Annotated in this window: 16 protein-coding genes and 1 pseudogene; 7 read left to right on the forward strand and 10 right to left on the reverse strand. The window is 47.4% G+C overall.

The window, feature by feature from the left end; translation table 11 throughout:
* The first annotated feature begins 114 nt into the window (after positions 1 to 114).
* Both DW830_RS06390 and DW830_RS06395 read left to right on the forward strand, forming a co-directional pair.
* Positions 115 to 972 (forward strand): Nif3-like dinuclear metal center hexameric protein, encoded by an 858-nt coding sequence (locus DW830_RS06390; protein WP_119249319.1) that lies wholly within the window; start codon positions 115 to 117, stop codon positions 970 to 972.
* Between the two features lie 119 nt (positions 973 to 1091).
* The gene (locus DW830_RS06395; protein WP_119249320.1) at positions 1092 to 1919 is read left to right on the forward strand and encodes a zinc ribbon domain-containing protein; all 828 of its coding nucleotides are present in this window, start codon (positions 1092 to 1094) and stop codon (positions 1917 to 1919) included.
* Between the two features lie 98 nt (positions 1920 to 2017).
* Here the strand turns inward: DW830_RS06395 and DW830_RS06400 are convergent, their stop codons facing one another.
* The 8 genes from DW830_RS06400 to DW830_RS06430 all read right to left on the reverse strand — a co-directional run bounded on the left by DW830_RS06400 (position 2018) and on the right by DW830_RS06430 (position 10209).
* Positions 2018 to 2578 (reverse strand): DUF5675 family protein, encoded by a 561-nt coding sequence (locus tag DW830_RS06400; protein ID WP_119249338.1) that lies wholly within the window; start codon positions 2576 to 2578, stop codon positions 2018 to 2020.
* A 52-nt stretch (positions 2579 to 2630) separates the two neighbouring features.
* Entirely contained in the window at positions 2631 to 5120 is a 2490-nt protein-coding gene (locus DW830_RS06405; protein ID WP_233544407.1) for a hypothetical protein, read from the reverse strand.
* Complete coding sequence (locus DW830_RS06410) at positions 5102 to 5536, reverse strand: hypothetical protein (protein ID WP_119249321.1); 435 nt, start codon at positions 5534 to 5536, stop codon at positions 5102 to 5104. Before DW830_RS06410 ends, DW830_RS06405 begins: the two co-directional genes overlap by 19 nt.
* 317 nt (positions 5537 to 5853) lie before the next feature.
* Entirely contained in the window at positions 5854 to 6534 is a 681-nt protein-coding gene (locus DW830_RS06415; protein WP_119249322.1) for a hypothetical protein, read from the reverse strand.
* Between the two features lie 130 nt (positions 6535 to 6664).
* Positions 6665 to 7618, reverse strand: a complete 954-nt coding sequence (locus DW830_RS06420; RefSeq protein WP_119249323.1) for an Rpn family recombination-promoting nuclease/putative transposase — start codon at positions 7616 to 7618, stop codon at positions 6665 to 6667.
* A 113-nt stretch (positions 7619 to 7731) separates the two neighbouring features.
* A complete protein-coding gene (locus tag DW830_RS06425; RefSeq protein WP_119249324.1) occupies positions 7732 to 9207 on the reverse strand; it encodes an RNA-binding domain-containing protein in 1476 nt (491 codons plus the stop codon).
* 247 nt (positions 9208 to 9454) lie between these two features.
* Positions 9455 to 9610 (reverse strand): hypothetical protein, encoded by a 156-nt coding sequence (locus DW830_RS16400; RefSeq protein WP_233544408.1) that lies wholly within the window; start codon positions 9608 to 9610, stop codon positions 9455 to 9457.
* Entirely contained in the window at positions 9577 to 10209 is a 633-nt protein-coding gene (locus DW830_RS06430) for a hypothetical protein (protein ID WP_233544409.1), read from the reverse strand. The genes DW830_RS16400 and DW830_RS06430 overlap by 34 nt, the downstream gene beginning before the upstream one ends.
* A gap of 227 nt (positions 10210 to 10436) precedes the next feature.
* Between DW830_RS06430 and DW830_RS06435 the strand changes: the two are divergent.
* The 5 genes and pseudogenes from DW830_RS06435 to DW830_RS15815 form a co-directional block, all read left to right on the forward strand.
* Positions 10437 to 10996 (forward strand): annotated as a pseudogene (locus tag DW830_RS06435) (DNA-methyltransferase); the annotation flags it as partial.
* On the forward strand, positions 10947 to 11147 hold the full coding sequence (locus tag DW830_RS16085) for a hypothetical protein (RefSeq protein ID WP_199656074.1): 201 nt from the start codon (positions 10947 to 10949) through the stop codon (positions 11145 to 11147). The pseudogene DW830_RS06435 and the gene DW830_RS16085, both read left to right, overlap by 50 nt.
* 596 nt (positions 11148 to 11743) lie before the next feature.
* Positions 11744 to 11926 (forward strand): hypothetical protein, encoded by a 183-nt coding sequence (locus tag DW830_RS16405; protein WP_233544410.1) that lies wholly within the window; start codon positions 11744 to 11746, stop codon positions 11924 to 11926.
* Positions 11926 to 12306 carry a hypothetical protein gene (locus DW830_RS06440; RefSeq protein WP_233544411.1) on the forward strand — a complete coding sequence of 127 codons (381 nt, stop codon included), beginning with the start codon at positions 11926 to 11928 and terminating at the stop codon, positions 12304 to 12306. Before DW830_RS16405 ends, DW830_RS06440 begins: the two co-directional genes overlap by 1 nt.
* A 19-nt stretch (positions 12307 to 12325) precedes the next feature.
* Entirely contained in the window at positions 12326 to 12421 is a 96-nt protein-coding gene (locus tag DW830_RS15815) for a smalltalk protein (protein WP_158573452.1), read from the forward strand.
* 239 nt (positions 12422 to 12660) lie between these two features.
* On the opposite strand, the gene DW830_RS06445 is transcribed toward DW830_RS15815, so the two are convergent.
* Both DW830_RS06445 and DW830_RS06450 read right to left on the reverse strand, forming a co-directional pair.
* Entirely contained in the window at positions 12661 to 14850 is a 2190-nt protein-coding gene (locus tag DW830_RS06445) for a glutamine synthetase III (RefSeq protein ID WP_119249325.1), read from the reverse strand.
* A gap of 110 nt (positions 14851 to 14960) precedes the next feature.
* The gene (locus tag DW830_RS06450) at positions 14961 to 15764 is read right to left on the reverse strand and encodes a hypothetical protein (RefSeq protein WP_233544412.1); all 804 of its coding nucleotides are present in this window, start codon (positions 15762 to 15764) and stop codon (positions 14961 to 14963) included.
* Position 15765: the final 1 nt, after the last annotated feature.

The following is a 15765-nucleotide window of genomic DNA, read 5'->3' on the forward strand; positions in this document are numbered from 1 at the left end:
TAAAAAATCGGCAACTTACATAATTTTTTGAAAATTTTTAGTGAAACGCTTGCTAATTTCGTGAGAAATGCGTAACTTTGCAGCCTAAATTATAAAATAAGACATATTAGGAGCGTGAAAATAAGAGAAGTAATTGATGCCCTTGAACATTACGCGCCTCTGCCCTTGCAGGAAGGATATGATAATGCCGGCCTGCAAGTTGGATTGACAGAGGCGGTAGAAATGTCAGGGGCATTGTTGTGTCTTGACGTCACTGAGGCGGTGGTGGATGAGGCGGTCCGGAAGGGCTGCAATCTCATCGTAAGCCATCATCCGCTCATCTTCAGAAAGCTTTCCAGGATATCGGATGAGAACTATGTGCAGCGCACCGTTCGCAAGGCGATCAAGAATGATATTACCATCGTCTCCATGCATACCAACATGGATGCAGCGGCAGGCGGAGTGAACTTCAAGATTGCCGAGAAGCTGGGCCTGAAGAACGTGCAGTTTTTCGGTGGCGAGAAGGAAGTGGATGGCGTGAAGGGCGGCAGCGGCGTAATAGGAGAGATCTCTGACGAGGATATCCTGAAGGCTGCCCAGGCTGGCAGGCTTTCGGATGAGGTGAAGGAGCATTTCGCCGAGGGTATCGCTGCCGACGACCTGGTATTGCTGATCAGGGAGCGTTTTGGTGTGGAGTGCGTGCAGTGCAACCAGCTCTTGCGTCGCCCTATCCGCAAGGTGGCGCTCTGCGGCGGTTCGGGTTCGTTCCTGCTGGGCGATGCCATTGCGGCAGGAGCCGATGCCTTCATCACGGGCGAGATGAGCTACCACGAGTATTTCGGTCATGAGCAGGAGATTCAGATCTGCGTCATCGGCCACTATCAGAGTGAGCAGTTCACCAGCGAAATCTTCCGCAGCATCATCCTCTCTCATTTCCCAGATGCCAAGTGCTGCATCTCGGAGATCAATACCAATCCCATCATCTATCTATAAGAGAGATGATAGCCCCATAATGGGTGATATCCCCCATAATGGTTGATGTCCCCATGCGCCCTGTAAGGGCAAAAGCTTTAAAAAGAACAATAAAGGTTTAAAGATAAAATAAAGAAATTATGGCAAAGAAAGATCCTACAGATTTGACAGTTGAAGAGAAGTTGAAGGCTCTTTACCAGCTTCAGGTAACCTTGTCGGGCATCGACGAGAACCGCGAGTTGCGTGGTGAGCTTCCTCTCGAAGTTCAGGACTTGGAAGATGATATCGCCGGTCTCACCACTCGTATCGAGAACATCCAGCGCGAAATCGAGCAGTTCGACCATGCTGTTTACCAGAAGCAGAACGAGATTGCTGATGCACAGGCTAGCCTGGAGCGCTATCATGCGCAGCTCGATACCGTGAGCAACAACCGCGAGTATGATACCTTGAGCAAGGAGATCGAGTTCCAGGAGTTGGAAATCGAGCTTTGCAACAAGAAGATCCGCGAGGGCATGGCTAAGATGCGCGAGCGCGAGTTCGACCTTCACAAGGCTGAGGAGAAGAAGGCTGACCTGGAGCACGGACTGGTAGAGAAGCGTGCTGAGCTGGAAGACATCCTGGAGGAGACTCACGAGGAGGAGGAGCGCCTGAAGGAGAAGGCTCTCGAGCTTGAGAAGAAGATTGAGCCACGTCTGCTCGCCAGCTTCAAGCGTATCCGCAAGGGTGCCCGCAACGGTCTGGGCATCGTTTACGTGCAGCGTGATGCATGTGGTGGTTGCTTCAACAAGATTCCACCTCAGCGCCAGTTGGATATCAAGATGCACAAGAAGATCATCCCTTGTGAGTACTGCGGCCGTATCCTCATCGACCCAGAGTTGGCAGGTGTGAAGATCGAGACTCAGAATGCTGAGGAGAAGCCAAAGCGCAAGCGCATTTCCCGCCGCAAGAAGGCTGAGGATGCTGAATAAGGATTGGAAAAGAGACAAAGCTTGTAAAAAAGCGATAAACGTAGAAGAAGCGGCAACCGAAGATACGGCTGCCGCTTTTTTCATACGGTTATGCAATATCAGATGATGGTAATCCAGATGCCTTCTTCCTGATTCTCAGCCGCCTGGATGCGCTTCATCAGACGATGGAGCCAGATGCGGGAGTTCACCACCATGCCCTTCACCTTGTTCTCGCCCACCAGGATGCAGCCCTGGGTATCGTCAGGATAGTTGCCGGCATGGATACGGATACCCTCGAAACCGGGTACACCCTGCACATACGGCAGCCACTCCTTGAATCGGGGCGACTTGGTGATGAGTACACGATACGAGCCCTCGGGGATGGCAGTATGACCCGGAATCTTTCTTGCCACCTTGCCGCTCTGACGGCTGTACTTGGCATTCACTTCCTCGGGCTTCAGCGCTATCCCGTTCAGGTTGCGCCACGTAGGCTCCAGGGTATCACAGAAGTAGCTGTCCTTAGACAACTTCTTCAAGTCGAAAGTATGTTCGAAACTGCGCTTGTCGCCGGCAGTCTTGCCGGACAGCGCCTTGCGTTTCACATCACCATCTGCCAACAGATACAGTCGGCCGATGGTATAAGTATTCTTCTTCGCTATACGCTCTAAAACAATTTCCATATACAATAGATTTTTCCATTCATTATTTTCAGGAATATTTTCCTGATGAGATTCATTCTCCACTCTTGGAATGGGTCTTGAAATAAACTGAGTCACTGAGTTTCTGAGTCACTGAGTCACTTTCTTCTTTCTCGATATACCCACGATGTAGCCAGTTTCTCAGCATTTTGGCAGTACCCTTGGCATTCATATCGTTTTTCAAACGCAGACTTTCCACCTGCTGATAGCTGAACTTTTCGGGCAGGAATGCCAGGATGCTCGCAGGTCCCTTCTTGCTTTCCTGATCTCCGTCACGCTCCGCCTTCTTGATGGCATCGCCGAAGAAACGCATCTTGCAGTAGAGGTCGTAACGCTCGCTCCAGCGGATGAAATCCTCAATCTCCGGCTCCCACTGGTAACCGTTCGCCACATAGAGCACACATGCCTTCAGATAGCCGATTACGTTGGCACGGAAGCTCAGATTCTCATAGACTCTGTCCTGCGACAGACGGGAGAATTCCGCATTCTCATCCTTCAGCACCTCGGCAAGATGAAAAGCCTCCTTGCACTCCACCAGACCCGAAGCCATACAGAGATTATCAATGTAAGGTTTCAGAGAATTTCTGAATTCCTCATCATAGGTTCCATAGACGGGAATGTCCTCACCAATATCTCTTTCTGGAATGGTGCAGAAGTTGATACGGGAAACCGGACCGTCGGTCAGCACTCGCTTGAAATACCTGATGCCTTTATGGATGGTGGTAGAGGCATTCCAGTTGAAACGGATGGTGACACGCTCGGTGACACTTTGTGTTCCCACTCGTGTCTGTCCGTATAAGTTACCTGGGTCAAAAGCGAGGCATATAATGCGGAATTGCTGATTGCCGATACCCTTGAGTGCATCAAACTGGTCGATTTCGTTCAGCGAAGTATAAAGGAAATGTTCCTTGGCTTCAGCGGTACGCATCACGAAGGCAGGGTTGGTCATATCGGCATCAATCTCCTGTATAATCAGATTCTCTGGTCGTTTGCGCTTATCCTTGTTGGCACCCTTACGCATCATCTCCTCTTTCCATTCCTTCTCACGCTTCAGGTTTTCCTGGTCGCGTTTACGGATATCCTCCATGATGAAATCGATAGGTTTCTGTACACAACTTTTACCTGCACCTGTGCCTGCAAGCAGACAGGTCATCAGGGTAGCTTCGTGCTCCACGTTATCAATATATCTGAATCTGGTTCTCCAGAGATGGGTAGCCAGCGGAGGGAAAATGGCGCAAGCCACAGCCGGCTGATAGATTTCCGGAGTCTTTGAGATGAGCAGCTCCACCAGCTTCGGCAGCTTCTTGGGCATCGGAGGCGGAGCAGGATAATCCTCGTCTTCACTTTGAACTTTGAACTTTGAGCTTTGAACTGTATGATTAGCATTGCCTGTCATGTGCCCCTGAAAGTCTCCCGTCAGGTGTTCCGGGGATTTGCATTCCCCGGCCCCCAAGCACTTAGCCGCCTGTTCCGCCAAAGCGTTCACGCGAATCACATCCCTAGAAAACGGCTTGGAGCTATCTCCATATTTCGCATAGAAATCGTGAATCAGCTGATAGCAATCATTCTCCTGATAATAGCTCGGCATTCTCTTCGCCACCACCTTCATCAGTTCCTCCTCACTCATCACACGAGAAGCGCCAGCACTCATAATGGCGAGCAGGGAGGAATGTCTGGATCCCACGGTGTCGATATTCATCCCCTTCAGTCCTGCGGAATCCTGGAAGAGGTCGAAGGCTATGAGATTCTTGGCATCAGCATTCTGAGAACCTCCAGTATGGCTGATATAATCATCATCAGCACGATGGCTATTACCAGGTTGGGCAGGCTGAATAGCAGCGCCAGAAGGAGTCCCCTTACCATCAATCGTAAGCCCACGCTTCAGGAAAGCCTCTCTGCGGGCTTGAATCTCCTCAGCCGGCAACACCCCATACCACTCCTTCGAACGGTAAATCTCGGAGTCCTTATCCGTGATAAAGATGATTCGCTCCGGCGTGATGCAACTTTTATCGTAGGGAATCCCAGCCGCCTCGCAATACGCCTTCTGCGTCTCCTCTATCGTCATGCCCATCGGCATGCGGATATCGATATGCAGCTTCTTTCTAGCCGAATACTCCAGATGCAGCAGCTTCCCCTTCCAAATCGTGTTGCTGCAGTTCAGCTCACGAGCCTTCTCCAGTGCAGCATCCACATAATCCACATCATCCACATCGATGGTAGTCTGGAAGAGGAAGCTTTCAGGGTCCGCATCCTCACTGGATCGGTGATTATTCCTGAATCTGGAATAATGAATTGCACGGATAGGCAGCTGTCTTTTCAGCCCCTCGCGCGCCTTCTTCACCGCCTTTTCATCACCAGCATCTACGCCGGGGATTGCCTTCTCCCCACGTATCTGCGCAATCACACCCTTCAGCCACGGCTGTGCTATCAGGGTGTCATAGACATACAGGGGCTGGGAAGAATTCAATCTTCCCATATTGCCCTTGCGTGCCGGATTCAGAGCCATTACTTGTACTGTTCCCATGCTATATCCTCCTTGAAATGCTTAGCCTTGCCCTTCATCTCCATCACCTCTTTGTAGAGATATTTCAGAATATCCGACTTGTGCATTTCCTTCGGGAAAGAGAAGGAGACGAACACACGCTGCGGCGAAGTACGGAGGGCACCATGCGAGGTATGGATAATCTCCGTATATAACTTCGCGCCCGACTGTGCGTAAGGCTTGAAGTCGAGCTTGTCGCCGCATTCGCCACCGCTGCATACCATTCTGCCCGGAATCACCTTAGGCTCCTCAGCAATGGTCTCCGTATCGTTCCATGGAGCCTTGCGGATAGCTACGTTACCACACTCGTCAGTAATCACACTGGCATCTACCTTCTGGGCGTTCAAAAGCGCCTGTACAGCAGCCTCAGCAGCTGCAGAAAAACTTTTCTTGCTCATATATATTGAAGTTTTAGAAAGATATGTTGTTAATTAGAAATACTCTCCATTCATACTCCGGATGCTTGAAAACATACGGTTTCACATTGTTCTTAACCATTTTTTATATGTATTATCAAGTTGGGACTGCGACCATCCGCTAAATTCTGCACCAGGAAATGGTACCGGTTTTCCATATACAGAAAAGCCCCGCAACCAGACTTTATCATCTGATTGCGAGGCAAAGGTACGGCGAAATCCGATACTGACCAAGAAAATAACCCTGCGGTTATTTCGAGGGTTATAAAGTTATAACGAGGGTTATTTCTGAGCCGTTTTCAAGCAATTTTTTCGTCGATTCCCAACAGATTTCTGAAGCAAACCACCACATGGGTCATCGCTAAATAAGGTTCTTTCTTCACATTTCCCATCGGAGCATATCCCCATTTATCGAATGGTTTCATATAACAATCCGAGTTGCTGATCTGCTTTAAATCACCCTGCGTCAGCTTCACTCTGAAAGCTCCAGGGTGAATCGTATCTATCCATTTGCAGAAGCCCTTATAGTCATTCTCTCCTATTAAATGCAAATCTACGGCTACTCTGAACACGGCAATCCAGTGGCGCTGAATCTTGAATATGTACTTGCCAGATTCATCTACAGACTCCATCAGCTGGTCGATGGCATAAGCAAACTTCTGCTCAGATATACGCTTGGGGGTCAATTCGCCTTTCTTGGCTTTCATATACTTACCGAACTCATCAATATCCTGAGCATGTGCCACCACACGTTCTATCTGCTCTTCTAAATCAAGATGATGCTTGCGGCTGCATTCCATCAGTAAATGTTTGCAGAAAATCGCCTCTTTGTATTCATGGGTATCATTCATTACATCAACGATCAGGTTAATCATACCCATGGCTCCTTTTTGATAGCCTGGCTGGTTGACAAAGTTCTTTGCACTCTCTTCATCAGGAGCAGACTGGCTGCTGTTTGATAGTTGGTCTTCTTCATTCATATTATTATGGTTTTTAAGTATATGCAAAAGCCCCGCCTAGCGAGAGCGTTTTACTCTGCTAGGCGGGGCTTGCGTTCTTTATTGTTATGTTGTTACTCTTTCGGGAAAGACTATTTATATTATCATTCTACTATTTTAACTTCAGCTGCTCAGCCGACAGCCCGGTTATCTCCATTACAGTAGCAGCATCCATACCATTTGCCAGCATCTTCCTGGCTATTTCAAGGCTACGCTGGGTCATACCCCTCTCCATTCCTTCAGCCAAGCCTTTCTCCATTCCTTCAGCCAAGCCTTTCTCCATTCCTTCAGCCAAGCCCTTCTCCATTCCTTCAGCAAGTCCTTCTTCTTTACCTTCTCTCTTGGCGGTATCAATCGAATTCTTGATGTCGCGATATGCCATTTTGCTGGCTTCATACTCCCGCTGCTCCTGCGGAGTGAATCTTGCAATCTCGGCTTCTTCGAAGAGGCGGTCGAAGACCTTGTCGCATAACGCCTTAGGACGCTGGGTGAGCTTGTAGAGATTCTTCAGAGCATAGAGCCACTTGTCGTAGAGCGTTTCCAACTCGTCAAGCGACTTGTTGAACTTGGCGATTTCCACGTAGATAAACTCCAGCTTATCGTAGAAAATCTTGTGCGTAGCTGTATCGCATAGCTGTACATGATGGCGGATTTCCTCCTTATTGAAGGCATCCTCGTTCATGTTGAAGTTGAGCAGAGCAATTGTGTAAACATGGTTGAGCTTAAAGTCCCATTCACTACCCTTAGGAGCCTGCTCACGGATAGGGAAGGTGGAATAGAACAGGGCACGGTCCTTGAAGTAGGTCTGGTATGCATTCTGCATTTCCACGATAAACTTCTCGCTGTTTTCTCCTTCACAATATACGTCGAAGATGGCCTTGCGGTCGGTATAGATATCGCCCACGTTCTCCGGATTCAGATACTTCACGTCCTTAACAACCTGTCTTCCGTTGAACAAGCTGTTAAGGAAACAGATCAGCAGATCCTTGTTGGGAGCTGATCCGAAAATTCGCTTGAAACCGAAATCGGTCAACAAACTGATATATCTTTCTTCTACCTGCTTCATAATCCCTAAGTTATTAATGTTTCTTTTGATGAAGCAAAGGTATAACAAAAATCTTAAATCTCCAAATATTTTTAAGTAAAATATCACCAAAACAGCATTTCTTCTTTCTTGCTTTAAATGAATACCAGCCACTCTCCGTATTTTCTTCCACCAACACGTTTCAGCAAGCCTTTCTTCTGCAATTTTGCTATAATGAATTTTACTCCATCCTCCGTAATATTACCTAGTGCATTTGCTGCATCTACTCTGGTTGCCTTAGGATTGTCTTTAAAGTACTCCAATACTTTCTTTTGGTTAGTATCCAAATTCTTTTGGGTAGCGATTTCTTTCTTTTGGGTAGTATCGATATCCTCAAATTGCCCCTTTTGGGTAGCAGTTTCTCTCTTTTGGGTAGCAGCTTCTCTCTTTTGGGTAGCAACTTCTCTCTTTTGGATAATTCTCTTAATAATCACCTTAAACTCTTTAGCACTGGCATCATTCTCTAGCTGTATCTCCGGATATTCGGCAAGAATACGCACAATACCGGAACCAATACCTTTATAATATAAGGCATTGGTGGCAAAGGTGGCCATATATGGATTACGTTGATATGTTTTACCATTGCGTATATCCTCTTCTGTTAGTCCACCAGCCAAAGCTCCAGGATTGATAACCTCCACTCTGTTGTCAAAGACGAAAAGGCGGATGGGAGCAGGACGAAGCAAATCACGATGCACCAGTGCATTTTGAATAACTTCTTCCAGAACTTCTTCCGCTATCTCCAGCTTGCCTAACGTATTGAATGAAGCACCCTCTTCCTGTACATTGTGCAGATTAGCTTTAAGAAAAGCCATACTCTTATTATAAAGCTGTGGCATATTGCCCAATATTTCCTTAGAGTCACGGTATTGTGTGCCTGCGAGGTCATTTCCGAAGAATGATACGGCTTTTACCATGCAAGTTGGACAATTGTACTCTGGGTGTTTACCGAAAAACAGATAGCCGGCAAGTGTCGGTACGCTATGATGGTTAAGAATATGTATATTCTTTAACACCTGCTCTGCCTTACCTCTAAATCCGTCTAATGTCGTGGCATAAACCTTCTGAAGGTAATCGTCAATGGCGTAGCGGTCAAGATCATCAAATGTCGTACCGTTCACACCTGCAGCATCTGGCTGATAGCTGCCTGAATCTTGAAACAGGGCAAGAATCTCCGAGTTTTCTGTAATGCGGCGTTTATCGGCTCCTTGTTTCACCCATATTTCCCCATTGAGATTCTTGTAAGGTTTGTTTTTGCCTTCCTCGACAGAACATATCAGGAAATGCTTTTCTTCCACGCGCACAACCTCCGTTTCAATGTAGATGGTTGGCCGCACTTGTTCATTGGCCGCATTGCCAAGTTCACGACTGATTACCTGAATCTCGTCGTATGACAGACCTACAAGCTTGCCACATTTGTCTTCCACACCAAAGAGGATTACTCCACCTTTGGTATTGGCAAAGGCTATCATCTCCTTTGCTATTTCCTTCTGCGAAGTAAACGATTCCTTAAACTGTACTTTCGTAGTCTCGCCACAAAGACACAGGTCTTTAAAAATATCTTCTGTCATAATGCAATTCTTTAATGCTTGTTCCACTTAGAAATGCCTGCTGGATATTTGTGAAATTGTCCAGCAGGTTATGTATCAGTACGTTTATCTCTGCCTGCACATATCTTCCTGATGGATGCAAAGATACAAAAAATATTCAATATATCATTCGTATTTAATGAAACATTCTAAAATCTGCAAGCAGTTTAATGGATTTTTTGTAATACCTCTTCTATTTATCGAAAAAAATAACAATCCAATCTTATTATCAGAGAACAAGCGAACTCTTCTGCTGCGTCATCAAACCCTCGTAATATCTATCAAGCTTATCATAACTTACAAATTTCACCCTATCCGAGATAGGCTTGAAATAGTCATGGCTCAACCTGGCTATAAACTCATCATGGCGCCTGGCATCTGCCACGATATACATACGGGCATTAAAACTCTGAGGTCAGAAAACTTACAGAGAGAATTCTGAATATCCGTAGAATGCTCCACCTCAAAGAAGCTATTGGGCATCATCACATCGCTGCCCAAAGAATTAGACTGGAACCACATGACATCTATCGTGCTGCTCCTATCCACAAATTCCTGATAAGAGAAAGGCGGAACCTTATCCAATGTGGATATTTCCCCCAATTTCACATTGATGCATTCCCGGTTCTTATCCTGAGCCGGAACGTAGGTGGCGAGCTTCTTCATATTGCCGATATATAACAGAAGTCCCTGATAATAAGAATGATTGAATTCCTGCACCTGCTCAGAATCCGAATTCGTCACATCTTGTGCCACGATACCTCTATCCGCCAGGAGACTTCTATATTCCTCCAAAGCCCACAATCCTGGACGAATGCGAAAGATTTCCTTGCGGTCTTGTACAATACGACGTATGGATGCAAATGGAGTCTTGGTATTCCATATGCAATCCTCTATCTTGAACACCTCCTGATTCAGTTGGCCGAATGTAGCACATCCACCCAACCTCTTCAAGGTCTCTATTACAGCTTCGTATTGTTTCATATCTCGCTAAGTTTTATTTCTTTCAAAACCAAAAATTAAAATCACCTTGCAAATTTACATCAATATTCAGAAAGAACAAAATAATATGTGAAAAACTTTCTGTTCTTATTCATTTTAATCCATTTTTCATTTCATCCAACCTAATTGATCTTTTTTGATCACGAAAGTTAAAGAATGATCTAATCGTTTATTTATCAGATATTTGCATTACCTTTGCACCCGGTATGATGAACAAAAAGGCGATATATCATAGGACTGACGACTTCACTCTCCTCCAAGGAGACTGTATCAGGCTGATGGGCGAATTTGATTTCAAGTTCGACATGATCTTCGCCGATCCTCCTTACTTCCTCTCCAACGGCGGAATCAGCGTGCAGAGCGGAAAAGTGGTGTGCGTGGACAAGGGGGAATGGGATAAGGGCGGTTCACCGGAACATATCGACCAATTCAACGAGGAGTGGATTTCGTCTTGCCGGGAACATCTGAAGGAGAATGGAACCATCTGGGTATCGGGAACCTATCACAATATCTTCTCCGTGGCAAACAAGCTGACACAACTGGGATTCAAAATCCTGAATGTCATTACGTGGCTAAGACTAACCCGCCGCCCAATATCTCGTGCCGATACTTCACCTACTCAACCGAGTTCGTTATCTGGGCAAGGAAAGAGAAGAAGGTGCCGCATTATTACAACTATCAGCTGATGAAAAGGCTGAATGATGACAAGCAGATGACGGATGTATGGCGACTGCCTGCCATCGCAAGATGGGAGAAATCGCAGGGCAAGAAGAGAGGAGCTGGACTCGCAGACGATTCTCCAAGATTACCGGCATCGCATCAAGGATATCGAGGTAATGGAGAAGATGGAGCAGCAGGAAGGTATGCTTCCCGGCTTCATTCTAGGGGAAGATATGCCGGGCTACGACTTGCCTTTCTGAGGAAATGTGTTTTTTTTGACACTGGCATGTGCTTCCTCAAAACTGGAGATAAGGATGATGAATGGGCTTTATACCCCAAAAAAGTGACTCAGTGACTCAGTGACTCAGTGACTCAGTTTATTTCCGACCCCCTATTGGGGTTGTTTTCTGCTTATAGATTGTAAGTATATAGATTATATATTATATATATATATATATTTATATATATAATATATCTACTATAAAGAGGGTAGAACATACGGGCTGAAATAAACTGAGTCACTGAGTCACTGAGTCACTGAGTCACTTTTGGCAGCTGATGGATATCCTTCTTAAACTTCTTACTGGAAGAACTTTAGGACAAAAAACTATATTTCGAGGAACGCAACTCAATGCTTCTTTCTTCTCTATCTTATGAGTTAGGATTATTAACGTAGTTTCAAATTGAAAGCTGCTGAAAATCGGCCCTTATCACACCTTGAAATTTGGTGGTTCCAAAAAAAAGCCGTATCTTTGCACTGTCATTCAGAGATAAGGCGCCAATCGGATGAGTGACAAAAAACTGAATTAGTAACCATTAAAAATTGAATTATTAACCCTTTAAAAACTGATTGATTATGGGACAAGGAACTAGTAAGTATCGTAAGATTACACGTACCCCTCAGACGGGTGAGAACGCAGGTAAGAAGCTCTGGTATGCTACAGCCGTGAGCGACCGTGAGATGAGTTTCGAGGACTTCGTGACTCATATCTCTGAGCACAACTCTCCATACAGCCGAGGCACTATCACGGTGTGCTGATGGATACCCTCGACTGCCTGAAGCATCTGATTCTGGACGGCAAGAGCGTTCGTTTCTCTGACCTCGGACTGTTCTCCATCGGCATGACTTCGCGTGGCGAGGTGAGCAAGGAGAAGGTGACGGCGGCTAGCGTGCAGGGCGTGCATCTTATTGTGAGAAACACGAAATCGTGGAGCAACGCCGAGCTGAAGAAGCTCACCAAGATCGTGGCATACGATGATTATACATCGGGAGCCGATGACGGCGGTGGTACGGAGAATACTCCGGGCGGAGGTGATACTAGCCAGGGCGGAGGAACATCGCAGGGCGGAGGCACTAGCCAGGGTACTGGCGGCGGAACCGATGGCGGCGATGAAGGCGGCGACAACGTAAATATGTAAATCACTAAAAAAACTGCTTATGAAGAAAGAAACTTGGAAAACTGTATTTCAGATAGTTATATCTATCTTGACCGCTATTGCCGCCTCTCTGGGCGTGACGAGCTGCATGCCGTAGAACTGCTCAAAGAATCTTAGAATTTTATTAATTACTCAAAAAAAGAGGGTGTGCCATAAATTCATGACACATCCTCTTTTTTTATTTATTCATTATTTTTATTCATCGGATTACGCGGAGTTATCGGAAGAGCATTCCTGGTGTACGGATTACGCACGGATTTTATACGGAATCTGGCCTTGCGGCCATTGGCTAGCGCCGTAGCAATATGCCTTCCGGATGCTATTACGCCTATCAGCCTAGCGGATGAACAGCAGCTCTCGATACTTCGGCAGGGTCCAGAGTTCATCGGCTACGAGAAGCTCGAGCTTGTCTATCTGATAACGGATTTCCTCCATCTTCGGAGCTACCGTATCATGATAGGCTACAGCCTTCTCGCGCTCACTCTCTATCTTGTTTGCCACCTTGCGGGCATCCACCAATGCCTCTACACCACGCTCTATCGACTCGGTGCGCTCGGCAATCTCACGGATAATCTTCACGTTGCGGGCGGTCAGTTTCTTGCCTTCCTCGCCTCCGAAGATGTGAATCATACCCTCTACATTCTTTGCCAGACGGCTCTGATAGTGGGTAGCCACAGGGATGATGTGGTTCATGGTCAGGTCGCCCATCACACGAGCCTCAATCTGAATCTTCTTGGTATAGGTCTCCCACTTCACCTCGTTGCGCGCCTTCAACTCACTCTCGCTCATCACGTTGGTCTTGGCAAACATCTCGATGCTCTCCTTGTCCAGGTAACGGTCGAAGACTACCGGGCAGGATGCCTCGCAGTCCAAGCCACGCTTCTGAGCCTCTTCCTTCCACTCGTCAGAATAGCCGTTGCCGTCGAAGCGGATAGGCTTGCAGGTCTTGATGTCCTCGCGTACAATATCTATAATAGCCGATGTCTGGTCCTCACCCTTTGCTATCAAGGCATCCACGCGAGCCTTGAAGTTCTCGAGCGCCTCAGCTACGGCAGCATTCAGCACGATGAGAGATGACGCACAGTTGGCCTCTGAACCTACGGCACGGAACTCGAAGCGGTTGCCGGTGAAGGCGAATGGTGAGGTACGGTTGCGGTCGGTGTTGTCAATCATCAGCTCCGGAATCTCAGGGATATCCAGCTCCATTCCCTTCTTGCCAGCCAGGGCGAAGAGTTCCTCCTTATCCGCCTTCTCGATATGGTCGAGCAGATCGGTGAGCTGCTTGCCCAGGAATGAGGAGATGATGGCTGGAGGTGCCTCGTTGGCTCCCAGACGATGGGCATTGGTAGCACTCATGATGGATGCCTTCAGCAGTCCGTTGTGCTTATATACACCCATCAGGGTCTCTACGATGAAGACTACGAAGCGGAGGTTATCCTCAGGAGTCTTGCCGGCTGCATGGAGCAGCACACCGGTATCGGTGCAGAGACTCCAGTTGTTGTGCTTACCCGAACCGTTGACGCCAGCGAATGGCTTCTCGTGAAGCAGCACACGGAAACCGTGCTTATGTGCCACACGCTTCATCAGACTCATCAGGAGCATGTTGTGATCTACTGCAAGATTGCACTCCTCGAAGATAGGAGCCAGCTCAAACTGGTTAGGAGCCACCTCGTTATGGCGGGTCTTGCAAGGGATACCGAGCTCGAGAGCCTGGATTTCCAGATCCTTCATGAAAGCCTGCACACGCTCAGGGATGGTTCCGAAATAATGGTCGTCCATCTGCTGGTTCTTAGCCGAATCGTGACCCATCAGGGTGCGTCCGGTGAGCATCAGGTCGGGACGAGCCGAATAGAGGCTCTCATCCACCAGGAAGTACTCCTGCTCCCATCCGAGATTGGTCTGCACCTTCTTTACCTGTGGGTAGAAATAGTGGCACACCTCGGTAGCCGCCTCGCTCAGGGTATGGAGCGAGCGGAGCAATGGAGCCTTATAGTCCAGCGCCTCACCTGTATAAGATATAAAGATGGTAGGGATACAGAGGGTATCGTCGATGATGAACACAGGCGATGTAGGATCCCATGCAGAATAGCCGCGAGCCTCGAAGGTGTTACGGATACCACCGTTAGGGAAAGAGCTGGCATCCGGTTCCTGCTGCACAAGCAGCTTGCCGGAGAATTCCTCAATCATACCACCCTTACCATCGTGCTCCACGAAGGCATCGTGCTTCTCGGCAGTACCTTCTGTCAATGGCTGGAACCAGTGAGTATAATGTGTTACCCCGTTTTCTTCAGCCCAGAGCTTCATGCCGGCAGCCACGGCATCCGCGATGGAACGGTCCAGACGATTACCGTTGTCTATCACATCGATGAGTTTCTCGTACACATCGGATGGCAGATACTTGTACATCTTCTGGCGGTTGAATACATACTTGGCGAAGTACTCCGAAGGGCGCACCTTAGGAGCTTCCACCTCAACAGGTCTCTTTTTAAAGGCCTCGGCTACAACCTCAAATCTCAAATTAGCCATTCTTCTTTTATTATTTTATAAGTTTGCGGGTGCAAAGTTACGAAATAATTGGCTAACTGCTACCATTCTGCCCGTTTTTTTATGTATAATTCAAACTTTTCTTATTTTGATTACAAGATTCTGCCCACAATCTGCAACTTGAGCACAGGATAGAACTGGATTTTATCCACGATATCGGCGATGTCACCGCCATCTTCACCCATCGAATCATTGAGAGCTTTCCTGACATCTACCTCCGAGCCGTTCTGATAGATTTTCAGCTTGCCCATATACTGGCAGCCGATCTCCCAGCGGAAGCCCAGGCGGTTCTTGGGAACCACTCTTCCGAATCCCAGACCGAGATAAGGACGGAAGGAATTGCAGCGCAGGTCAGCCTTGATATCACCATTCTTGTCGAACTTGATATTGTAATCCGAGAGTTCCGCACCTACGTGGTTCAGAATCTCATCCTCATATTCAGGATATTTTCTGATAAACTGCGCCAGATCCTCGCTATGACCGCTCAACTTGGCAAGCTTGGCACCGCCGAAAGCGAAGCCGGCAGCCACGAAGAACTTACTGTTGCCGCCGAAAGGATAGATATTCGCCTTGGCATGAAAGGCTGTGCGGGAGAAATCTGCATCCACATCCACCTCTGAATCTGGAATCCTTACGGTCTGTCCCTGAACATTGATAGTGGCATCTGCCGTCAGGTTCATCTTGTCAGATATCTTGAGCATCTTAGGCAGAATATCCACGCCTGCCTCCAGCTCCACGAAATTGGAGATAGGAGCCGCCACACCTATGCTGATACCTTCGGTACCCACGCCTGCATTCAGCCCCACATGATTGAATGCAGTTCTCTTGAACTGTGCAAAACCACTTGTTGTAAATACGAGGCACAAGATGGCCATCATCAAAATCTTTTTCATCATT

The organism is Prevotella sp. AM34-19LB, assembly GCF_003468525.1.
In the GTDB taxonomy this organism is placed as follows: domain Bacteria; phylum Bacteroidota; class Bacteroidia; order Bacteroidales; family Bacteroidaceae; genus Prevotella.